This is a genomic window from Photobacterium profundum, assembly GCF_003026285.1.
In the GTDB taxonomy this organism is placed as follows: Bacteria; Pseudomonadota; Gammaproteobacteria; order Enterobacterales; family Vibrionaceae; genus Photobacterium; species Photobacterium profundum.
In genome coordinates this window covers 781,844-803,497 of sequence record NZ_PYOD01000001.1, presented here as the reverse complement: position 1 = coordinate 803,497, position 21,654 = coordinate 781,844, and the positions used below count along the sequence as shown (strand labels likewise).

Here is a 21,654-nt window from a genome sequence, read left to right as displayed (position 1 = left end):
TTTCCCTCTTTCCTTACCTTTCTCCGGCGAACATGTGGCATATGCTTGCTCTTTGATGAGTAAACCTATACTTATTCTAATAAGACAAAAGTCTGATGTTCTAACTTATTGATTAATGATAATAGAGTAATAAAAACTATTAACTTGATCACCATTTAACCTCTCTGGTATTGTTTTGGTATTACCTAAGTAATAGTCTTGGTCTTGCCCTACTACTACAGGAAATAATAATGACTAAAACAAATAAAAAATTGTCATTCATGATGTTTATTGAATGGTTCATCTGGGGAGCTTGGTTTGTTCCTTTATGGCAGTTTTTGAATACTAACGGATTTACGCCAACAGAAATTGCTTGGTCTTATGCGTGTACTGCAATAGCTGCGATTATCTCGCCAATCTTGGTGGGTTCCATTACTGACAGGTTTTTTCCTGCTCAGAAAGTGTTATCCGTCATGTTATTGTCCGGCGCGGTGTTGATGTATTTTGCCGCACAGCAAACTGAGTTCTCGAGTTTCTTCCCGTTATTGTTGCTGTATTCATTGACTTATATGCCGACTATCGCGTTAACCAACAGTATTGCTTTTTCCCATGTTGACGATGTAGAGCGTGACTTCCCGCGGATACGTGTGTTGGGAACGATTGGCTGGATTGCTTCAGGCATTGCGTGTGGTTTCTTACCGGGCTGGTTAGGCTACAGCGATATTTCTGCAACAAACATTCCTCTGATTGTTACTTCTGTGAGTTCAGCTATTTTAGGTGTATTTGCTTTAACGCTACCCAACACACCGCCAAAGAGTACAGGCAAGCTAAGCCTGAAAGTGATGCTTGGTCTTGATGCTTTGGTCTTACTGAAAGACAAAAACTTCCTTGCGTTCTTTATCTGTTCATTCATGTTTAGCATGCCACTTGCTTTTTACTACATTTTTGCCAATGGCTATCTGACCGAAGTTGGAATGAGCAACGCAACAGGTTGGATGACGCTAGGGCAGTTCTCTGAAATATTCTTTATGCTGGCATTACCATTCTTTACCAAGCGTTATGGTATTAAAAAGGTATTAATGCTTGGTCTATTTACTGCGGCAGTCCGTTACGGTTTCTTCGTTTACGGTAGTGCCGACCAATGGTACCTGTACTCATTGTTGTTCGCCGGTATTTTGCTTCATGGTGTTAGCTATGACTTCTATTTCGTTACCGCCTATATCTATGTTGATAAAAAAGCGCCTAAACACATGCGTACCGCTGCGCAAGGCTTGATTACGCTTTGTTGTCAGGGCTTGGGTAGCCTGCTGGGTTATCGCCTAGGTGGCGTAATGATGGAGAAGATGTTTGCTTACCCAGAGCCACTGAATGGTCTGACGTTTAATTGGTCCGGAATGTGGGGGTTTGGGGCGATTATGATTGCCGTTATCTTCATCTTATTCATGTTCTTCTTCCGCGAGTCGAGTGGTGAAATTAGCGAAATAACCATTGAAGGTGATAACGAATCAAAACAAAAAATCGCTAAAGCATAACTTAGCACTTCTGTCCGCCTTATCTTGAGGCGGATGAGACTCAAATTTTAGTTTTTTAGGTGTAGTCAGAATGAATAACAACACAGAAAGTCGAATCCTTGGTGCGTTTTATGGTCAGGCCCTTGGAGATTCTATGGGAATGCCATCAGAGTTATGGCCGCGAACGCGTGTTAAAGCTCATTTTGGTTGGATTGACCGTTTTCTTCCAGGCCCTGCAGAAAACAATGCTGCGTGCTATTTTGATGCTTGCCATTTTACCGATGATACCTCGATGGCATTGGCTTTAGCAGATGCGATTCTAGAATGTGATGGAACGGTTGTGCCTGAGATCATTGCCCGAAACGTGATGACATGGGCTGATGGTTTTGATGCATTCAACAAAAATGTGTTTGGTCCATCTTCTAAGGCGGCAATGACGGCGATTAAAGCTGGAACACCGATTGATGAATTGGAAAATAATGGTGTAACAAATGGTGCAGCAATGCGCGTTTCACCGTTAGGGTGCTTAATGCCGACATGCTCGCTGGATGACTTTATTGAGCAAGTCTGGTTAGCATCAAGTCCTACTCATAAATCTGATGTCGCGATTGCTGGTGCAACTGTTATTGCTTGGGCTGTTTCTAAAGCAGTCGATGGTGTGACTTGGCAAACTATTAGCGATCAGTTACCCGCTATTGCGAATGCAGCACAGACTAAAAACATTACTACTTTTAGTGCATCTATGGGGGCGAGAATTGAACTGGCTTTATCCGTAGCGCGAGAGAACATTGGTGTTGAAAGTGCTATGCAGAAAATATATGACCTTGTTGGTGCTGGCACCAGTACGATTGAGTCTGTGCCTGCTGCAATCGCGATGGTTGAACTTGCAGGTACGGATCCTAATCGTTGTGCGATTTTGTGTGCCAACCTAGGTGGCGATACCGACACTATTGGTGCGATGGCTACTGCAATTTGCGGGGCTATTAATGGTATTAACAGTATTGATCCCGATTTAAAAGCTCAGCTAGATGCGGCTAACCAACTTGATTTCACCAAGTACAGCATAGCATTTACCGAGCTACGCTTGGTGAAGGAGCGAGCTTATGCCGCATAATGCACTGCTGGAATTAATTCCAAAGCTGAATAACCAACGTCAGCTTTGTGTGGTGGGTGCCGCGGTGGTTGATATCGTGGTTGATACCCCGAAATTACCTGAGCGAGGCGGAGATACAGAAGTTACTGAGAAAGGGATTCATGTTGGAGGTTGTGCCCTTAATATTGCTATAACCCTGAAGAGACTGGGTATCGACTCCCTTAATGCTTTGCCTCTTGGGAAGGGGAATTGGGCGACATTGATTGAAAGTGCCATGGCAGAGAAGGGTGTTAATAGCGTGCTTCGTAACGATAATGGTGACAATGGCTGGTGTATGGCATTAGTTGAGCCAGATGGCGAGCGCACTTTTGTCTCTGTAAGTGGCGTTGAAAATCAGTGGACGAGGTCTTTGTTTGCCAGCTTAACGCTTGCCGATGATGCTTTAGTGTATGTATCGGGTTATCAGCTAGCATCAGAGAGTGGTGAAGTACTTATTTCTTGGTTGGAATCTTTACCAACAACGGTTGATATATTTGTTGATTTTGGGCCTAGGATTGTCGAAATACCCCCTAAATTATTCTCCCGTTTATTAGCTCTTAAACCAATAGTGTCACTTAATCGACAAGAAGCGGAAGTATTAGGTATGACTTCCGCTGATATGTTTACTACTTCGTGGTTTGATAAATATCAGTGCCCATTAATTTTACGTATCGATAGTGATGGCGCATTGTTTACAGATAGCCACATGACAGGGTGTGTATCGCCTTTTAAAGCTAATGTTGTTGATACGATTGGAGCTGGTGACTCCCATGCAGGTGGTGTACTCGCGGGTTTAGTGTCGGGCTGGGAGTTGCCTGATGCCGTATTACTTGGAAATGCAGTCGCTTCGTTTGTGGTTAGCCATCGAGGTGGTGATTGTGCCCCAAGCCAAACAGAAATTGCTGACTATTTATTACGTTATTAATGTATCAGCCATCTAGATAAATCTCTGATCATCTAGTTATCAAAAATAGTACTCTCAAATAAATTGATAAGAGAAGTAAGGTGACTTATTTCTCTTTCTTTTCATAATGAATACCAACTTAAATAAGTGCCTGCTCATTCTTATTGATTTTTCTTACGCATAAAAGATGATTTTTTACTTATTCGATTGGGTATTATTCTAACCATGTTGGAAAAGCTCATGAGCTTCAAAGATAGAGCCATTCAAGTGCTAATGGCTAGCTGCGGCGTGAATCTATGTATTGGTATTCTCTATGCGTGGAGTGTGTTTAAAAATGCGCTGGTTGTTGAGCATGGCTGGAGTAATTCACAGGCATCTTTCCCTTATACTGTTTCTATTGTTGTTCTGTCATTAGCAGTGCTCGGTGCGGGGTTTGTGCAAGATAAAATTGGTCCGCGAAAGGTGCTTATGACGGGATCGTTATTAGCGGGTGGGGGCTTGTTACTTTCAAGTATCAGCTTATCTCCTCTGGTATTGACCGTGACTTTTGGTGTACTTACTGGATGCGGAATTGGATTTGCTTATGCGTGTTTAAATCCTGTTGTCATGAAATGGTTTCATAGTAGCCAAAAAGGGTTGGTGAATGGCTTAATTGCAACAGCATTTGGTATTGCATCCATTTACCTTGCTCCGCTAGTGAGTTACTTGATTGCACAGTATGGTATTAGCCAGAGCTTTTTTGTTTTGGGCTGCATGTTATTGCTCATTGCTTTTCCGCTTGCTTGTACAATCGATAATCCGCCAGAAAATTATATTGCGAAATTGCCTAAGAACAAAACGACTAATTTAACTCACCAGAACTCTACGGTAGATAAATTTACGGAAACGCCATGGAATGAAATGGTTAAAAAGCGAGAATTCTATATTTTGTGGCTAATGTATGCATTTTCTTCTGCTGCTGGTTTAATGGTTATTGCTAATATTACCTCGATAGCTGCCGTTCAAGCAGATATTACCGACGGGGCTTACTTGGTGGTTGCATTAGCTTTATTTAACTCTGGTGGTCGTCTAGCAACAGGAATATTGTCGGATAAATTAGGTGGTGTTCGCACATTGACACTGGCGTTTGCCTTGCAGGGCGTCAATATGCTGTTATTTGCAAGTTATGATAATAGCGTGCTGTTAATCATCGGTGCGGGTGTCGCTGGTATAGGGTATGGTGCACTTTTAGCTGTTTTCCCTTCGATTATGGCAAGTTTTTATGGCTTAAAAAACTATGGAGCAAATTACGGTGTGCTTTACACTGCTTGGGGGTCTGGTGGTTTTATTGGCCCCGTTTTAGCCGCTATTGCCGTTGATATGACAGGTAGTTATCACATCGCTTATCAAATTTGTGCGGCGTTGATGGCAATAACTGTTTGTTTAGCACTCTGGCTACAGCCTATCCGCTTGGGTATAATCAAATCAGTACTCAAGGAAAAGCATGAATAGATGAATGATTACAATAGCTTGATCTCACTTATTAAGGCGCGTATAGCGCAAAAAGATAAATCACCACTATACGTGAAAGTATCAGAGACCATTAAACAGGCGATTCAGCAAAAAATGCTGGTGGGTGGTGATTTTCTTCCGACAGAACGTGAGTTGAGCGAAATGCTGAGTATTTCACGTATTACTGTTCGCAAAGCGCTTGATGTACTTGATAAGGATCGGGTTGTTGTACGTTCTCGGGGCTGTGGCACTATGGTAAGTGACACGCTAGAGTATTCGTTAAAAGAGCCGAAAGGGTTCTCTCAGCAAGTTGTTTTAAAAGGGAAGCGTCCAGATACGTTATGGATTAAAAAAGAAATCGTTGCAAGCAATGCCGATGTAGCAGAACAGCTTAATATCTCGGTAAACGATGAAGTATTTTTACTTAAGCGGATCCGTTATGTTGACGACCAACCTGTCTCAATTGAAGAATCCTATGTTCCTGCGCATTTAATCGCCGACGCAGATGATATTCAAGTATCACTGTATGAGTATTTTCGTAGTCAGAACATTATTTTGACTCGAACGAAAAGTAGAGTCAGTGCCCAAATGCCTACGGATGAGTTTCTTGATCATTTAGGCCTTAAATCAACAGTACCTGTTTTAGTGATTAAGCAGGTTGCATTTGATATTTCTGGGCAGTTAATGGAATACAGTGTTAACTATTGCCGTGGTGATATGTACGTATTCGTTGCTGAAGATTAAATACTGCAAAGGTAATTTAATTAATTAAACGTATATGAAAACCGTATTAAATCGCTAGCTTAAGCGTATCTATTATTCCTTCTATTAGGCAGCCATCGGGCTGCCTTTTTTGATCGTGTTTTCAACTATTGAGCAGTAATTAGCAAGTAGACGGCAGGTTTTGACTAGTTATTGAGTCAGTACTCAATCAATATAAATATCAATCACAACATACTTCATTGCTCATTTTCGTATGTTGTTATTTTAGCCTTGAAAAGGGAATGAAGATGCTTACAGGATATTGGTCTGTCGATGTATTTATACTCGCTAATGTTGCTCTATGTGTGGTGGTAATGCTGGTGTACGGTTATTACCAAATCACTGGCGGTGGAATGCTTTGCGATCATCCTGATGACAATAATCAAAGGAGTAAATCATGAACACCAAAACGTTGGGCTATTCCACGATGATAGTTTCGGCTGCCCTAATGGGGTGTGTTGGATTGTTTGCCCGAAATATTAATACTAGCGGTGATGTTATCGCATTTACACGCATGACTGTTGGCGCGATTTGTATTTTAGGTTTGATGTTTTATCAAGGTAAAACATCACTGATAAAAACCACCAAAATAACATCAACGGTTATTGCGAGCGGTGCCTGTTTAGGTTTATGCCTAGCAGCTTATGTTTCTGCCACCCAATACACCACCTTAGCCAATGCGGTATTTCTTATCTACACCGGTCCGGTATTCTCGACCATTTTAGCGGCTATTTTTCTTAAAGAAAAAATATCTAAGTTGACTGCTTCACTATTAACAGCAGTATTCATTGGGTGTTTGTTTATTATCGGAATTATTAATTACAGTGCGAGTGATGGATTGACCGTATCTCTGTCTTTCTCTAAAGAAAACTTCATCGGCGATATGCTTGGGTTAGCTTCTGGGGTCGGTTACGGTTTGTATTTGTTCTTCAGTCGCTATCGTACTGATGTAAGCTCCGATTCACGTTCTTTCTTCAACTTCTTGTTTGGTGCTGTGGCTATTGGGGTATGTTTTGTCGTTAAACCTCCTTCGCTTGCTGATATGAATACCAGTTCTTGGATCTGGTTAATTTCGATGGGATTCTTTATTGGTTTTGGTGCATTAACGTTACTGACTATTGCAGCGAAGCACTTGAAAGCAGCAGAGTTAGCCTGTGTGTCGTACCTCGAAACGGTGGTTGGGGCGGGCATTGGTATTGCGATGTTTGGCGAATCACTCACGTTGCTTCAAAGTATCGGTGGCATCTTAGTGATAGGCGGCGGTATGGGCGAGATTGTTATTAGTATGACCAAGAAGCGCGTTGCTCTCAAAAATAGTCAACTAGAACATTAACCGGAGGCTACGATGATCACCTCATTTAACTGGGTGCTCCTATTGGTGACGGTGAGCATCATGGTAGGACTCGCGCTATATAGTAATAAAATTATGAAAACAGGTAATGGTGAAGGTGGTTTTTTATTAGCCGCCAACTGCCTTGGCCCTTTCATTGGTGCCGCGACGATTGTTGCAACAGGGTTTTCAGGCTGGGGGTTCATGGGATCCCCTGGTGTTGCCTATAAATACGGTGCTATTGAATTACTTGGTAATTTCTTTTTTGCGCCAGCTATGGTATTTGCGGTCTTATTTTGTGCGCGTTTTTTACATCAAAAAGCAGAGCAAATGGGTAGTTTCACCATTCCTGAATATATTGCCCGCAGCCATGAAGGCCCCGAAATTGTTAAGCGTTTCACTCAAGCCTTTGCCGCCATTATCACGATTATTTTATTGCTGGTTTTCTTGGTGGGGCAAATAAAGGCACTTGGGTTACTGGCTGGGCAATGGTTAGGTATCGATCAAGATACGGCTGCATTATTAATGGTTGGTATCATTATTTTGTATACCTCTATTGGTGGGCTAGCAGCTGTCGCATTTACCGATGCTTTTATGGTAATAGGAATGTGCGTCTCAGCCCTTATTATCGTTGTGACTATTTTTTCCGATATGTCACCCAGTGAGCTTATTTCAGGCTTAAATGCGATCGATCCTGAATTACTTGCCCCGACTGATTCTGGTCCTTATGGTTCCTCGGTTTGGCATGTACTCATGGTATTGCCTTACGCGTTTATTTACAGTGCAACATTACCTTATATGTCTGTTCGGTTCATGGCGTTGGCAAAAACCACCAAGCTACATCATGTGGCAGCTTATATGACCCCCATTGCCTGTTTGCTTAGCCTCGTGCCCTTAGCGGGGCTATATACACGTTTAAAAGTACCCGGTCTAGCAACACCAGATGAAGCTATGCCTACCTTTCTCGCCAACTTTCTATCCCCTTCAATGTCAGCCGTTGTCACACTGTTTATTTTATTTGCTATGAAGTCGACAGCTAATTCTGTTTTGCATGCCATTGCGGGTTCTGTATCGCATGACTTGCGTCAGGCTATTTGGCCCAATTGTCGGTTATCAGAAAAATCATTATTAATATTGAATCGAAGTGCGGTGTGGCTATTAGGTGGAACGGGGTTTGTGCTTATGTTGCTTGCTCCTCCTTTTATGCTGTCTATGTTGGCAATATTGGGCTCAGGTACATTAATGGCTGCATTGGTTGCCCCTACATTGCTTGCTCACTTTGTGTCTGCCAATATATATGCGGCGTTATTTTCGATGATCATCGGATTTAGTTCGGGTTGTTTATTCTTTTTACAATTCAATTTAGGTTGGGTTGAAGCACCGATTTACTCCTCATTATTTGCTTGTGGTACTTATTGGTTAGTCGCTAAATATTTTAGTCACCAACCATCAACTGTTTCGTTCCCTTCTCACTAATAAAAAGAGAGTAGCAAATTATTGTTACTCTCTTTTAAAATATAAAACGCTATTTGATTCCAGTTATATCATTGTATCTGATAGCTGTTTTTGTATTTGACCTTCTACAGCTCGACTGCTTTCAATATCTTTACGCATATCAATATGATTCGCACGGTATTCTCGTGGCGTAACACGTAATAGGCTTTTAAATTTTGAATTAAAGTTTGATAAAGATGAAAATCCTACTTCAGAGCCGATATGAGCAATAGTCCAATCTGTCATGACTAAATATCTAGCCGCTTGTCTAACACGTTGCTCGATAACATATTGCCGAAAAGTAACCCCAAGGTTAGCATGAAAAAACCGTGAAAAAGTACTATCAGCCATATGAAGTTGTTCTGCTACTAATGCCACAGATAATTGTTCTGCTAAATTATTCGCAATATATTCTTGTACAATATGGACGCGGTTTTCTGTGCGTTTAATATTATTCACTTCAAAACGGTTATTAGCAAGATAGCGGGCTGGTATCATTGCTGATAATTTTTCGAGTAAACCAAGCAGATTTAGCACTTGAGAAAACTCAAAGGAATTTTCCATCTTATCTAATAAGTGGTGGATATCAGAAATGCCCTGACCTTCGAATAAAGTACCATTGCGTGACTGCTCTAGCATGGTTTTGATAGTATAAAATTGAACACTATCGACGAATGTTTGCCCCATTGCATTTAATCTGAAATGCAATGTATCACAGTCGGTTGGCACACTTTGATGTTGGTCTAATGATAGCCTAAATGGGTTAAATGGTGCGAGTAATATCAGTTGTCCTACTCTTAACTGGTAGTTAGTATTGGCTAAATGCAGCGTGCATCCCGCTGTTTTAGGGCGTATTAATATATAGTCCGCTCCAAATATCATGTGTTCTGTTTCTTCTATTTTTTGTAAGTCGAACATCAGAAATTTAGGGGTGTTGGCAATAACACGTTGACACATAAATGTACCTCCCTCGTCGTATCGCATTATATTTACCCTTGAAAAAAAATGAATGCCAACTAATCACTTTATAAATGTGATGTTACACCGTTATAAATAACATCAATGCGATACCGCAATGGAATAGGAGTAATAACTATCTTCTATTTAAATGGGGGTGATTTATGCATAATTATGCGAAATGTGAATATTCTGTAATGGATTGTATTGTTTAGGCTGGGTATATCAGTTATCGAAATGAATACTTTATTGGCTATATAATAAAAACAACATCAGAGCAGGGAACAGTCAGTTGTTAGCAGTAAATGACTATTATCAGTCGGCGTTTAGCGCGATATTAGTGTTATTGAAGAGCAGCGAATATAACTGCTAATCAGAATAAAGAAATTATTATTAATAATATTTATCATGGATTATGGCTGGCATATTGTTGCTTAAATATAAGGTGACAACATTAATAATATATGGAAGCACGACTTCTTGATTTATATTCATTCTATTGGAGATTTGTAATGAGTATTTCTAACGATCTATATCCTAATGCCTCTTTACCACTAGAAAGAAAAGATTCTGGTGTACCTTATGTAAGACAAGGTCTACATGTTGAGTCTTATAATGACTTCGATCCACTTCGTCACGTTATTGTTGGTATTGCGGATAATCAACATATTCCGGAAGCTTGCCCGGCAAGTAATGAAAAAATACCAGCTGGTTCTCCAATGAGAGGTGGTAAGGCAGGTCGTCGTTCTCAAGAGTCTATCGAACGTGCCAATGAATGCTTGAATGGTTTTGCGAAGATTTTAGAAGATCGCAATATCATCGTTGACCGCCCAGGGGCAGTCGACTGGCATGAGCGCATTACCACTCCTGATTTCAGCATCAGCTCTGGTTTTGGCGTAATGCCTCCACGTGACTGCCTACTTACCATGGGTAAGAGCATGCTGATGGCACCAATGAGCTTCCGTAGCCGTTACTTTGAATATTTGGCTTATGTAGATTTGATGCGTGAGTATTTTGAATCAGATCCAAATTGTATGATTGAGCAAGCACCGCGTCCACGTTTGTCTGATGATAGCTTCCGTATGGACTATGTGGCGGCTTACGAATACCTGTCTGATGCAGAAACCATGGAGCGCTCACTGCGTAAAGAGTACAGCACCAAAGAAACTGATATTCTGTTCGATGCCGCTGATGTAATGCGTTTAGGTAAAGATATTTTTGTACAACACGGTCTTACCACCAACTTAGCGGGTATTCGTTGGATAAAGCGTAAGTATGAATCTCAAGGTTACCGTGTTCACACGTTAAGCTTTGAAGATAACCATCCAATTCATATTGATGCGACCTTCTGTCCGTTACGTCCTGGTTTAATGTTGCTGAACCCTAATCGTCCATTATTCAAAGGACAGCGTGAAATCTTCGAGAAAAATGATTGGGAAATTGTAGAAGCGGTCAGCCCAGCGTGGGATAACCCACCACCGCTTTGTTACTCAAGCACTTGGTTGTCGATGAATACATTGATCTTAGATCATAAAACAGTCTGTGTTGAAGCATCTGAAACCGCACAAATGGAGCAATTCGATAAGCTCGGCTTTGATGTTGTACCGGTTGATTTACGTGATGCTTACGCATTTGGTGGTGGTCTACACTGTGCAACAGCCGATGTATGGCGTGAAGGTACATGTGAAGATTACTTCCCTAACCAATTCTCTGGCGCTCACAGTCTTGAGCACTGGGAATACTAGTCGTCATAACTAGATAATATAGTGGCTTCTTCGGAAGCCATTTTTTTACCTGCTATTTGTTATTTATCTGCTTTATTCTATTTATTGAAAGAATATCTGTGCTGAGTTCACACTTAATTTAATAAGTTTGATCTTCAATCAAGATTTGGGTTTTACTTCACTCGACTTCATTTTTATATATGCACCAGCCCTTTGTATTCATGCAATTAAGCGCTTGCTTTATTAGCCTTTCCCGTCGCAGCTTGAATAAAATTACAGTTGCAAGAATAACCGCTTAATTGAATAAAAATTAGGCTATTTATAGTGTGAATACGTTCACAATATCGACATATGTATTCCTTTAGCCTTGCCGGTGAATTGCACAATTCATCAATGAGATACGATTATAAAAATAAAAAGGAATACACAATGAAACATAGTGGAACTATGCGTCTGTCCTCTTTGTCGCTGGCAATATTAGCATTAACATCGTTGGCAGGTTGTAACGATGAAACTAACATTATTGAGCAGCCAAAACTGACACCAGATGTTGCGGTAGATATGAGGGGCGTTTTTTCTGGTTACCAAGAGGCGATGGATATACTCGATAATACGACGTTTGGTCAGATAACCGATCAGATGGCTTCTTCGCGACAATCGGTAGATAGACTGTACCTAGATAAACTTGAAGCGCTCGATCGCAGTGCATTATCTGATGAAGATAAAATTTATTACGACACGTTCCGTTTTGACCGAAACATCGGCATTCGTGGAGCGTCGTTGCCTAATACTCGTTTCGGTAATTTCACGATTCCGATCACCCATTTTTATAACTATATCGAGTGGAATGCAGAAACGGCGGGTGCTAAGCAGAAAGATGTTGAAGCGTATAAAAGTCATGTTCAGGTCGTTCGTGAATTTACAGCTTGGGTTAACAATTTACATTCCCAGTATTCAATGGGTGAGATTGAGCATGCACAATTACCTAAAGTGTTAATACAACGCCTGATTGAAAGTACGGAAGATACTGTAACTAAAGATACTTATGCCTTACTCAAAATCGGTCTGGATGATATTAATAGCCACAGTGGTGATTATGAGCCAGCTTTTATTGCTGAATACGAGAGGGCTGTGGATGATGCGATTGCGGCAACAAGTGATCTAGTTACCTACCTGAAAGGCGACTTTATGGGTGCTGCTCGTGGTAGTGATCCGGCAGGGGCATTGACTGATACCAATATAGGTTGGGGTGATTTACCTAATGGGCAGGCATGGTATCAGTGGCAACTGGATCGCAACAGTACCACGGGGAAACCAGCGATGGAACTCAGTCAGTTAGGTGAAGACCTAGTGGCAGATGCTAAAGCCGAAATGGAACGAGTCGCTAAGCTGATTGTAGAAAAGCGCGGCAAAACGGTCATTGCTGATTGGCGAGATGCTGCCGGAAATGTTATTCAAGATAAAACGTTCACGTTGGCGGACGATAACGGCAATATTAACCTTGCTGAATTCTTTGCTTATCTAAATAGCGAAACTTTCTTCTATGGCCGAGATGGCCGGACGATTACGGGTACGCCGTATGCGCAAGCCTGCACCTCTGCATCAGACTCGTCTGCCTGTGAGGCAGCACTAGTCGACTACTACAAGTTTAAAAATGATGCTAACGATGTAGTCGCCAAGTACTTTAAGCCAATTGAAACGGATTACAGCATTGTACCTGTGCCTGATAGTCGTGAATTGTATGCAGGGGTGGCCTCTTACGGTGGCAATGAATTTAACTTAAATACCAACCCTGACTACAGCCTGCAAAAGTGGAATGTCTCTACTTTGTTGCTGCATGAAGCAGCGCCGGGCCACCACTTCCAAAATGCCTATTCTATTGAATATCCACCAGCCAATAAGCCGGAATATATTAAAAACGTTGGGTACACCGCCTATGCCGAGGGGTGGGCGTTATATACCGAATGGCTGGGTATGGAAATGAGCATATATGGTGAGTTGAATGAAGAGGGTAAGCCGACTTTCGTCAATGCGACGGGTATGTGTAAAGTGGATCTGAACTATGATGATTTTCAAGGTGGGATTTATCAAGATGCTGAAGAGTGTAATGCCTTACAGTATTTTGGTAGCTTGAACGAAGCCCAACTCCGAAATATGCGCTTGGCTGTAGATACCGGTATTCATGCCAAAGGTTGGAGTATCCAACAGGCACGTGATTATATGCGTAGTAATTCTGCACTGGGTGATGGTGATATTGAATCAGAAAGCTTCCGTTATGCTGCGTATGTTGGTCAGGCTGTTTCGTACAAATCTGGCTATTTGGTGATCAAAGAAATGCTGGAGAAAGCACAGTCTGAATTGGGTAACGAATTTGATTGGGCAGAGTTTCATGACCAGTTACTTAAATACGGTGATCAGCCTATGGAAGTGGTAGAGACAAGTATCGATAATTGGATCAAATCTAAAGGTTAAGCCAATACGCGGTTAACTTAAAGATGATGAAGTCGCTATGTTCTGAGAGGAACTAGCGGCTTTATTTTTTTAGTTAGTAACTATGCTTCACGCCCTTTCATATATTGTTTTGGAGGGCGTCCGAGGGTTTTCTTAAAGAATGTAATAAATGCACTGACCGATTCATATCCCAAGTGATCAGCAATCCGCTGTACTGAGTCGCCTGACGCTAATTTTTGTAGCGCCACCACGATATGTAATTGACCGCGCCATTTTCCAAACGTTAACCCAATTTCTTGTTTGACTAGGCGTGCCAAGGTACGTTCACTCATTGCAAATTGTGTAGCCCACTCACCGATCGTGCGTCGATCTGATGGAGCAGCAAGTAACCTTAAAGCGATCGCATTCAGTCTAGGTTCCACTGGAATAGGAAAATCAAAGTGTTCTGTTGGCATAGTGGCTAATTGCTCGATCAATACATCCACTAGTCGTGCAGTTTGGCTGGTGAGTAAGTAATGTTGATCTTGCATTGTGAGGTGAACGATCAATTCTCGCACCAACGGTGAGATAGAAATCGTGCAGCTCTGATCAGGCATAACAATCGCATCCGGATCGATAAAAAGCATACAGACATTCGCGTCAGCCGAGATCTTGTTGCTGTGTGGTACGTGGCTTGGGATCCATACCGCACAATGTGGGGGCACCATCCATATAGCATCCGCAATTTTACATTTTACGAAGCCTGTTAAGGGAAGCACAATCTGACATTTTCGGTGCTGGTGAAAGGGTGTTTCGGCTTCTTTTTCACCTCCAGTCAGTTGCAAAGCAACGACTTTTTGAGGGTACTCGTCAGAGTCGAATTCGGGAAAGTAAGGCTGAAGAGGTAACATACATTGACTGTTTATAGATATATATTGTCAATATAGCCCAATACGGTAAGAAAAAGTAAGAGTAATCTAGTGCTATTGTGAATAACAGGAGCATTTTTATGCCACAACCGCTTTTATCTTCAACGCCTCCAAAAGCATCGACAGCTTTTTTGCTTATTGTGGGCATTTTACTGATATCACTTAACTTACGTAGCCCTATTACTGGTGTTGGTCCTTTGTTGGACGTGATTCGCGAACAGTTAGATTTATCTGCGATGCAAGCAGGCATGTTAACCACTTTGCCATTATTAGCGTTTGCTTTTTTCTCTCCTATTGCGTCAATTCTGGGGCGTAATCGTGGGCTTGAACAATCATTGATGGCTGCATTGGTGTTAATACTGACGGGCATTATTGTAAGGTCGTTGGGCTCTGCCAGTTGGCTGTTTATTGGCACCGTGATTATCGGTGCTGGTATTGCTATCGCTAATGTTTTACTGCCCAGTTTATTGAAGCGTGATTTCCCCAATAAGGTGGCAACGATTACAGCGGTGTATGTATTGATGATGGGGGTTGGTTCAACGTTAAGTGCGAGTTTTGCAATTCCAGTGATGAATATGGCAGATACGTTATCTATTACTGCTATCCCTGATTGGTCACTATCTTTGGGGGGAATTGTTGTCTTCCCAGTTATTGCGATTGGGCTTTGGCTACCACAATTAAAAAAACATAGCGCCCCAACATCAGATACGGCAGAGATTGATAGCCATAGCTACCTTTGGCGTTCAACCAGTGCTTGGCATATTACTGTTTTCTTAGCGTTGAACTCGCTGCTGATGTATATCTTTATCAGTTGGTTACCCATTATTTTGATCGACTATGGTTATAGCCATCAAGAAGCAGGATTTATCCACGGCATGCTTCAATTGGCAACGGCTGTACCTGCGATTATTTTGATCCCTTTGATGGCTAAAATTCATGATAAACGTGCGTTGGCAGTATGCATGACTTTACTGGTTTTCATCGGCATTGTTGGATTGATAACCATCCCTCCATTAGCCATGCTTTGGGTAATGTTATTTGGTGTAGGGGCTGGTGGTGGTTTTATTCTTGCGCTCGCACTCGTGAGTATTCGTACGCAAAACGCACATCAAGCGGCGGCATTATCAGGTATGGCACAATGTTGTGGCTATCTATTGGCAGCGTCAGGGCCTATTGTAATGGGCGTTCTGCACGAATCAGTAGGGAGCTGGGTGTTACCGTTGAGTATCTGTGCTGGGCTCAGTGTAGTGTGGAGCTTTTTTGCATTGTTAGCTGCGAAAGGTAACCCTATTACTTCTCCTGCAAAAGCATCGACCATGTACCTAAAAACGGAAGGTTGTTGAAAGAAGAAAGCAAACGGAGAAGCCCTATACTGAAAGGGTGACACTGCTTTTATATGGTTGCTGTTATCTGCATATTTAACCGTGAAATATTCCATCTGTAATCTGTTTGTCGGATTCATTACAGTCGTACAGGGGGATATTATTGCTGAATATGCGCAATAAATTGTCAAACCTTAGATCTCTGTCACTCTATTCAACTTAAATATTGATAAAACGCATAGTCCTGTGGGAACTAAATGCATAATGTCTGTGATGTTCCGTATTATTCTAGTTAAAGGTCACAAATATGTCTGATGTACCAGTGTCTGTTACAAATGCTGCCGAGGTGATTCAACCAGTTGTTGAGTCGTCAGGTTCTATCTGGGGTTACGTAGCGGGTGGTGTTGCCTTACTCATTCTTGCAGGTTTCGTCGCTTATAAGAAACTTAATACACCTGCATTTATTATCAACCGAGTAAGAAAGAGAAACCAGAAAGAGATGCAGAAGCAGGGTGTAGAAAACTCTGATTTTATGATTGATTTGGATAAGCTGTTCGATTCAATTCTTAAGTATGCTAATGAGAATAAAAAAACAGGAGGCGATGTCGTTAAAATTATCACACCACTTAATGACACAGCACGCATTAAGACTCCGCGTGATATGTATCAATCAATGATTTATATTGCGAACGATATCCATGATGTTGCTTTGGCGCGTGAATTAAAGAATAAATCGAAGCAAGTAAAAGCAAGTTCATCATTGATGAATGGCTTGCTAAAGCGTGCTGGTGTGTAAATTTAAAGACTTGGTTCTTTTTAGTTATTAAAAAAAGCGGCGTTACCGTTCAATCTGTGGGTTGATCGGTAACGCCGCTTTTTAATACAAACTTATTCACTGTTTAGCTTTAAAAAAGACACTTATTTAGGTTGGCTATATCTTATGAAGCGCTGTTGGTTAGAATGAATTGCTGATCACTGCTGACGATAATGTCATTATTTAAGAAATTCTTGCCCAGTATCATGCTGTATTTAAAGCGGCTACGATCTCGAAGGTTTACTGCAATTTCTTTTTCAACACTGCCTAACTTAACCTGCATATTGACGACAAGTCGCACATTAGATTTTTCGCCCACTCTACCTTTAATACGCATTTCGTCGATAACCTCTTTCGTTAGCGTCTTCTTTACGTTACTTGTATTCGTATAAGTAAATGATACCCATTCTTTGTTATCTTTAACGAATGTTGTTATGTCAGTAGCGTGCATTGAGCTTACGTCGGCACCAGTATCAAGTTTTACCGGGAAAGATAAACCTGCAACTTGAGCTTGTTCAATATAGCCGGCTTTTAATGCGGCATGACGATGAATTAAATTGGTTGTACGTGCATTGATCAGTAATGAACCGTGCACTAGGTTTGGCGTAACGTCAAAACGGAAGGGATCATTATTCTTGGTTGGTATTGCTTTTAAAGCAACATCTTTGATCAGCAATGAAGACGGTAAGGTGATCTCTGAAACAACAATAGGGCGAACATCATCTCCCACTTTAATCTTTCGCTTGATCGGTTTCTCGAATGAATGGACGTTATTGTTTATATCCGTTAACTCATAACTGACCATACGGCCCGTGTCTCTTTTGTCTTCAGTAATGTGAGAGACCTTAACTAAAGGTGTTTTGATTGTCGCAGAGGGCTTGGCATTTACTGTAATACCATCAATGGTAATTTGTTCTTTAGGGCTCATTATAAATGAGGTTTTTTCGTCTGAAACAGAGCTGAATAGTGCAATAGGGCGCTCTGTAAGATAAGTATTGCCTAAATCGACGATAAAGTTTTGATTAAGTGCTTCAGTCCCTAAACGTAGTTGGCTACTATTTTTAGATCTATCACGTAAGTAAACCAATAATGGTTGGTTGAATACGTTGTCGTCGTCTATCGAGCCAAGCTGTACTGGTACATAAACTAGTGGTCGCTGAGCATTACTAAATTTAAGCATTTTAACTAAAGGAACAGTCATCTTTTTATGCTGTTTATTATCACCTTCAACCGTAAAGCTTACTTGTTTGGCTTTTTCGTCCACTTTGATATTAAGTGCATGCAAGATGCTATAACGGTTAGTGAAAGATACGCTAGTCTCAAGGGGGATATCATTGATAAGTGCCCGCTCTTTACGACCGATGATCAATGCTGTGTCTTGTTCTTGTAAGTAGTCATAGCCTGCATTAACCCACGCGGTATCTCGTAAGAAGGTTTTGCCTATAAGTATCGGATATGAAAAACGTGTGCGGTCAGTTAGGTTGACTTCGGTAAGAACTGTTTTGCCTGCAATTTGTAAACTTAACTCAACAACAGGACGAGCAAGGTGGCCTTCTTCGCGGCTTTTTATCATCGCTAGGCGAAATAGCGGCAAGGTGACTGCGATAGTGTCACCACTGTAAGGGTGGATAATATCAAAGCTCACCATAATATCGGATTTATCTTCGCGATCTCGCAGCTTAGTGCTGGTTAGCGCATCAAATTCAATGGCTATCGCATCCAGTAGGGCTTTGCCTTCCAAGCCGTTAAATATCGGGTTGGTAGCAGTAATCTTGATGTTTTCGGCGTGAATAGAGGTTGAATCAGCCCCCGTATCAATCTTTGCTGGAATACCAATGTCGTTCAGGGCTGTAATATTTGGCAAGTAGACTTTTTCTGTTCGACCAAGTACGACTTTGTCATCAATCATAGTGAGCTCTTTTTGTCTTATTTCTTGTGGTAGCTCTTGAGCAATGCTCGGTGATATTGATATGACAGATAAGCACAAAGCTGTGATTAATCGGAGAAAGGCCATTATTATCCTATACGATGTAATTAAGGGTATTTTTTTCGGCATTATACGGATTATTAATAGATCTGGTGGCAGGTATTGGCTCGAATTCAGTTACGGTTCAGAATTTGCTCACTGAATATAAAGGGGGATATTATTCACTCTATAGATATTATCGTTTGTGTTAATATGAATAATAGCCTTGGTATTTCTACTTTTAATATATTTATATTCAACCTGACAAAAATGTAATTTTCACGACAGCTAGCTGTCAATTTACTTGGTTATTCTTGTTGGTAATAAATAACAAGAAAGGAAAGTAAAGATGAAAAAAGTATTATTGGCAGTTACTGGTTTAGTATTAATGAGTACACAAGTGATGGCTAGTTCAGCTGAATCAATGGATAAAACTTATATGAGATCAGCTGCAAACTATACCGTGCAAACAGGGACTGCCACATTATTGTCTGATGTAACTGCAACACGTAGTTCAGCGTATCAGCAAGGTTATGATATTTTGAATAGTTTGAATGGAAAATCGTCAACAGAGCTAAGACCCATTCTTAATGTTTCTTCGCGCGACTTAGATGCCAAATCTATTATGATTGAAGATAAAGAAGTAACAGTAAAAGAATTTGCTAAACAGCCTAACGTGATTGAATATCAAGCCCTGGTAAATGTTAAGTACCATTACCGTATCCATGATTCGAATAACTAAAGTTATTTGGTATGACAGAGGGAGGTATCGTTACCTCCCTGTTTTTATTCTATATTCAAGCATACTTAATGGGGAGGCTGACCGTAAAGGTTGTCTCCTTATTTTTTGAATATAGCGTAATTTTTCCTCCCATCGCTTTGATAATAGTTTGGCATATATTGAGCCCTACACCGATATTGACCTCTGTAGAATTAATATTACTTGAGGCAGGGCTACGATATTGATGTTGATAAATAAGATGCTGTTCATTGATATTGATTGACTTGCCTTGATTCGTTACTGAAAAAGTGACAAGTTTTTCATTTGGTATGATTACGATAGTAATTTCACTATCAGGATCTGCATGACGAGTTGCATTCGAGAGTAAGTTTCCAATAATACGACGTAGGTGGGCGCTATCATGATGAACGATACAATCACCAATAACGGTGAATTTTACGCCTTTCTCTTCCGCTAAAAGTTGATAGTATTCAATTACTTTTTCGGCTAAGGATTTGAGATCAATGATCTCGACTTTAAATAGTAGCTGGTTGCTTTGCGCTTGTGTAAGCAGCAGTATGTCAGTAACAGTTTTAGATAAGAATTCCAGCTCTTCAAGATTAGAGCGAAGGGCTTCTTGATACGTTTTTTTATCGCGTTCATTTTGCAGTAGCACTTGGTTTTGTAAAATGATTGCAGACAGTGGTGTACGTAATTCGTGGGCGAGGTGGGAACTAAAAAATGACAATTGGGAAAAAGAACTTTCAATCCGAGCGAGCATTTCATTAAAGGCATGGATCAAAGGTGCTAGCTCTTGGTGTGCAGCCTGATCGCTCAGACGAGTTGATAATGATGAGGCATTAATTTGAGTGAGTGTTATTCCTAGGTTTCTTAATGGTTTTAGTGCTCGCCATGCGATGTAGTATCCGCCAATACTTAAGCTGATTGCAGTAACCATAAAAATTGCAAAAAGTAAGGTGTACATTTTATTTAAAAACTTTTGATGTACCTCTTTATTCATAACCACTGAAATAAAAACGGGGGTAGAGATATTGCTTCCTCCTGATATTCTTATTCCTCGGTACTGATTTTCATTCTGGACCCAATTGTTGATTATATTCAGTTCCCATTGCGCAGGAGAGAGTAATATATGTGATTGTTCATCTTTAAATAATAGCTCATCCTTCTTATTGTAGATAAACAGGCTTATATTTTCCTCGTTATTAATAATAGTATTAAGTGTTGAGTAGGAGTTGCTAAGTGTCTGTTCTTTAATTAATTCATTAGCTGTATTTGCAATAGCCTGCAACTTTTCTTTATCCAAAGCATTAAAATGGCTATAGAGAGAGGCGCTAATGATGCAAGCTACAATAGTGATAGTAAACAATAAGCTTAAGCCAAACCAGACAGCAATATTTATTGTTAGTGATGACGGTTTATTCACTCTCGATTCTCCATCACATATCCCATACCTCGTAAGGTATGAATGAGCTTGAATTCAAACGGATCATCTACTTTTTTGCGTAGCCTGCGAATCGCAACTTCAATAACATTAGTATCGCTGTCAAAATTCATATCCCATACTTTACTGGCAATAAATGCCTTAGATAGCACTTCTTTTTCACGCGAAACCAATAACTCTAATAATAAAAATTCTTTAGCTGTTAGATCTATATGTTGGTCATTGCGTGTAACACGCCGTCGAAGAAGGTCGATGTGTAAATCCGCAATAGTGAGTGTTGTTTTTGTTGCGACATTTTCATTTTTTCGAACTTGGTTTTGTATACGGGCAATAAGCTCTATAAATGCAAAGGGTTTAACTAGATAATCATCTGCGCCTAACTGTAAGCCTTTTACCCGATCCTCAACACTGTCTCGTGCTGTCAGCATAATTATTGGGCGTGTTGGATAGTATGCTTTTATTTTGGTTAATATCTCCCAACCATCAAGATCCGGCAACATGACATCAAGAAGGATTAAATCATATTCAGGCGACATGGCTTGATGTAATCCATCCAAACCATTATTTACCCAATCGGTGGTGAAGCTACTTTCATTTAATCCGAGTTGGAGATATTTACCTAGTTTGGTTTCATCTTCAATAATGAGTATTTTCATAAAATCGATAACTATTCAGGAGAAAAAAGCGCATCAGGTTGATGCGCGTGATAGGGGAATTTATTGATAG

18 protein-coding genes are annotated in these 21,654 nt (G+C 40.7%); 13 read left to right on the top strand and 5 right to left on the bottom strand.

Annotation, left to right across the window (positions count from 1 at the left end):
- The first annotated feature begins 230 nt into the window (after positions 1-230).
- From C9J48_RS03475 to C9J48_RS03445, 8 genes are all read left to right on the top strand, one after another.
- On the top strand, positions 231-1,511 hold the full coding sequence (locus C9J48_RS03475; protein ID WP_006231044.1) for a nucleoside permease: 1,281 nt from the start codon (positions 231-233) through the stop codon (positions 1,509-1,511).
- Between the two features lie 70 nt (positions 1,512-1,581).
- Positions 1,582-2,604 carry an ADP-ribosylglycohydrolase family protein gene (locus C9J48_RS03470; RefSeq protein WP_006231045.1) on the top strand — a complete coding sequence of 341 codons (1,023 nt, stop codon included), beginning with the start codon at positions 1,582-1,584 and terminating at the stop codon, positions 2,602-2,604.
- The gene (locus tag C9J48_RS03465; RefSeq protein ID WP_006231046.1) at positions 2,594-3,547 is read left to right on the top strand and encodes a PfkB family carbohydrate kinase; all 954 of its coding nucleotides are present in this window, start codon (positions 2,594-2,596) and stop codon (positions 3,545-3,547) included. The genes C9J48_RS03470 and C9J48_RS03465 overlap by 11 nt, the downstream gene beginning before the upstream one ends.
- A gap of 219 nt (positions 3,548-3,766) precedes the next feature.
- A complete protein-coding gene (locus tag C9J48_RS03460; RefSeq protein ID WP_006231047.1) occupies positions 3,767-5,017 on the top strand; it encodes an L-lactate MFS transporter in 1,251 nt (416 codons plus the stop codon).
- The gene (locus tag C9J48_RS03455; protein ID WP_006231048.1) at positions 5,018-5,761 is read left to right on the top strand and encodes a GntR family transcriptional regulator; all 744 of its coding nucleotides are present in this window, start codon (positions 5,018-5,020) and stop codon (positions 5,759-5,761) included.
- Positions 5,762-6,027: 266 nt separating this feature from the next.
- A complete protein-coding gene (locus tag C9J48_RS27790) occupies positions 6,028-6,180 on the top strand; it encodes a hypothetical protein (protein WP_006231049.1) in 153 nt (50 codons plus the stop codon).
- Positions 6,177-7,112, top strand: coding sequence for a DMT family transporter (locus tag C9J48_RS03450; protein ID WP_006231050.1), 936 nt, complete (start codon positions 6,177-6,179; stop codon positions 7,110-7,112). The genes C9J48_RS27790 and C9J48_RS03450 overlap by 4 nt, the downstream gene beginning before the upstream one ends.
- A gap of 12 nt (positions 7,113-7,124) precedes the next feature.
- Entirely contained in the window at positions 7,125-8,585 is a 1,461-nt protein-coding gene (locus tag C9J48_RS03445) for a sodium:solute symporter family protein (RefSeq protein ID WP_006231051.1), read from the top strand.
- A gap of 63 nt (positions 8,586-8,648) precedes the next feature.
- Here the strand turns inward: C9J48_RS03445 and C9J48_RS03440 are convergent, their stop codons facing one another.
- Positions 8,649-9,560 (bottom strand): helix-turn-helix transcriptional regulator, encoded by a 912-nt coding sequence (locus tag C9J48_RS03440; RefSeq protein WP_006231052.1) that lies wholly within the window; start codon positions 9,558-9,560, stop codon positions 8,649-8,651.
- A 512-nt stretch (positions 9,561-10,072) separates the two neighbouring features.
- On the opposite strand from C9J48_RS03440, the gene C9J48_RS03435 reads away from it, so the two are divergent.
- Together C9J48_RS03435 and C9J48_RS03430 are read left to right on the top strand one after the other, a co-directional pair.
- Positions 10,073-11,305 carry a hypothetical protein gene (locus tag C9J48_RS03435; RefSeq protein ID WP_006231053.1) on the top strand — a complete coding sequence of 411 codons (1,233 nt, stop codon included), beginning with the start codon at positions 10,073-10,075 and terminating at the stop codon, positions 11,303-11,305.
- A gap of 408 nt (positions 11,306-11,713) precedes the next feature.
- The gene (locus tag C9J48_RS03430) at positions 11,714-13,756 is read left to right on the top strand and encodes a DUF885 domain-containing protein (protein WP_006231054.1); all 2,043 of its coding nucleotides are present in this window, start codon (positions 11,714-11,716) and stop codon (positions 13,754-13,756) included.
- A gap of 80 nt (positions 13,757-13,836) precedes the next feature.
- Here the strand turns inward: C9J48_RS03430 and C9J48_RS03425 are convergent, their stop codons facing one another.
- Complete coding sequence (locus C9J48_RS03425) at positions 13,837-14,625, bottom strand: AraC family transcriptional regulator (RefSeq protein WP_006231055.1); 789 nt, start codon at positions 14,623-14,625, stop codon at positions 13,837-13,839.
- Between the two features lie 98 nt (positions 14,626-14,723).
- On the opposite strand from C9J48_RS03425, the gene C9J48_RS03420 reads away from it, so the two are divergent.
- Both C9J48_RS03420 and C9J48_RS03415 read left to right on the top strand, forming a co-directional pair.
- On the top strand, positions 14,724-15,986 hold the full coding sequence (locus tag C9J48_RS03420) for an MFS transporter (RefSeq protein WP_006231056.1): 1,263 nt from the start codon (positions 14,724-14,726) through the stop codon (positions 15,984-15,986).
- Between the two features lie 286 nt (positions 15,987-16,272).
- Positions 16,273-16,761 (top strand): hypothetical protein, encoded by a 489-nt coding sequence (locus tag C9J48_RS03415; RefSeq protein ID WP_006231057.1) that lies wholly within the window; start codon positions 16,273-16,275, stop codon positions 16,759-16,761.
- Positions 16,762-16,903: 142 nt separating this feature from the next.
- Here C9J48_RS03415 and C9J48_RS03410 read toward each other — a convergent pair whose 3' ends face one another.
- Complete coding sequence (locus C9J48_RS03410; RefSeq protein WP_036803308.1) at positions 16,904-18,793, bottom strand: ATP-dependent zinc protease family protein; 1,890 nt, start codon at positions 18,791-18,793, stop codon at positions 16,904-16,906.
- A 301-nt stretch (positions 18,794-19,094) separates the two neighbouring features.
- Here C9J48_RS03410 and C9J48_RS03405 point away from each other — a divergent pair, with 301 nt between their 5' ends.
- Positions 19,095-19,487, top strand: a complete 393-nt coding sequence (locus tag C9J48_RS03405) for a DUF3316 domain-containing protein (protein ID WP_006231060.1) — start codon at positions 19,095-19,097, stop codon at positions 19,485-19,487.
- 55 nt (positions 19,488-19,542) lie between these two features.
- Here the strand turns inward: C9J48_RS03405 and C9J48_RS03400 are convergent, their stop codons facing one another.
- Positions 19,543-20,910 (bottom strand): heavy metal sensor histidine kinase, encoded by a 1,368-nt coding sequence (locus C9J48_RS03400; RefSeq protein WP_006231061.1) that lies wholly within the window; start codon positions 20,908-20,910, stop codon positions 19,543-19,545.
- Entirely contained in the window at positions 20,907-21,584 is a 678-nt protein-coding gene (locus tag C9J48_RS03395; protein ID WP_006231062.1) for a heavy metal response regulator transcription factor, read from the bottom strand. Before C9J48_RS03395 ends, C9J48_RS03400 begins: the two co-directional genes overlap by 4 nt.
- Positions 21,585-21,654: the final 70 nt, after the last annotated feature.

What these genes read in the sequence shown, in the direction of transcription:
- C9J48_RS03410 (WP_036803308.1), bottom strand. Translation starts at nt 18,793, where the DNA reads ATGGCCTTTCTCCGATTAATCACAGCTTTGTGCTTATCTGTCATATCA.
- C9J48_RS03475 (WP_006231044.1), top strand. Translation starts at nt 231, where the DNA reads ATGACTAAAACAAATAAAAAATTGTCATTCATGATGTTTATTGAATGG.
- C9J48_RS03440 (WP_006231052.1), bottom strand. Translation starts at nt 9,560, where the DNA reads ATGTGTCAACGTGTTATTGCCAACACCCCTAAATTTCTGATGTTCGAC.
- C9J48_RS03465 (WP_006231046.1), top strand. Translation starts at nt 2,594, where the DNA reads ATGCCGCATAATGCACTGCTGGAATTAATTCCAAAGCTGAATAACCAA.
- C9J48_RS03430 (WP_006231054.1), top strand. Translation starts at nt 11,714, where the DNA reads ATGAAACATAGTGGAACTATGCGTCTGTCCTCTTTGTCGCTGGCAATA.
- C9J48_RS03405 (WP_006231060.1), top strand. Translation starts at nt 19,095, where the DNA reads ATGAAAAAAGTATTATTGGCAGTTACTGGTTTAGTATTAATGAGTACA.
- C9J48_RS03445 (WP_006231051.1), top strand. Translation starts at nt 7,125, where the DNA reads ATGATCACCTCATTTAACTGGGTGCTCCTATTGGTGACGGTGAGCATC.
- C9J48_RS27790 (WP_006231049.1), top strand. Translation starts at nt 6,028, where the DNA reads ATGCTTACAGGATATTGGTCTGTCGATGTATTTATACTCGCTAATGTT.
- C9J48_RS03425 (WP_006231055.1), bottom strand. Translation starts at nt 14,625, where the DNA reads ATGTTACCTCTTCAGCCTTACTTTCCCGAATTCGACTCTGACGAGTAC.
- C9J48_RS03415 (WP_006231057.1), top strand. Translation starts at nt 16,273, where the DNA reads ATGTCTGATGTACCAGTGTCTGTTACAAATGCTGCCGAGGTGATTCAA.
- C9J48_RS03470 (WP_006231045.1), top strand. Translation starts at nt 1,582, where the DNA reads ATGAATAACAACACAGAAAGTCGAATCCTTGGTGCGTTTTATGGTCAG.
- C9J48_RS03455 (WP_006231048.1), top strand. Translation starts at nt 5,018, where the DNA reads ATGAATGATTACAATAGCTTGATCTCACTTATTAAGGCGCGTATAGCG.
- C9J48_RS03420 (WP_006231056.1), top strand. Translation starts at nt 14,724, where the DNA reads ATGCCACAACCGCTTTTATCTTCAACGCCTCCAAAAGCATCGACAGCT.
- C9J48_RS03395 (WP_006231062.1), bottom strand. Translation starts at nt 21,584, where the DNA reads ATGAAAATACTCATTATTGAAGATGAAACCAAACTAGGTAAATATCTC.
- C9J48_RS03460 (WP_006231047.1), top strand. Translation starts at nt 3,767, where the DNA reads ATGAGCTTCAAAGATAGAGCCATTCAAGTGCTAATGGCTAGCTGCGGC.
- C9J48_RS03450 (WP_006231050.1), top strand. Translation starts at nt 6,177, where the DNA reads ATGAACACCAAAACGTTGGGCTATTCCACGATGATAGTTTCGGCTGCC.
- C9J48_RS03435 (WP_006231053.1), top strand. Translation starts at nt 10,073, where the DNA reads ATGAGTATTTCTAACGATCTATATCCTAATGCCTCTTTACCACTAGAA.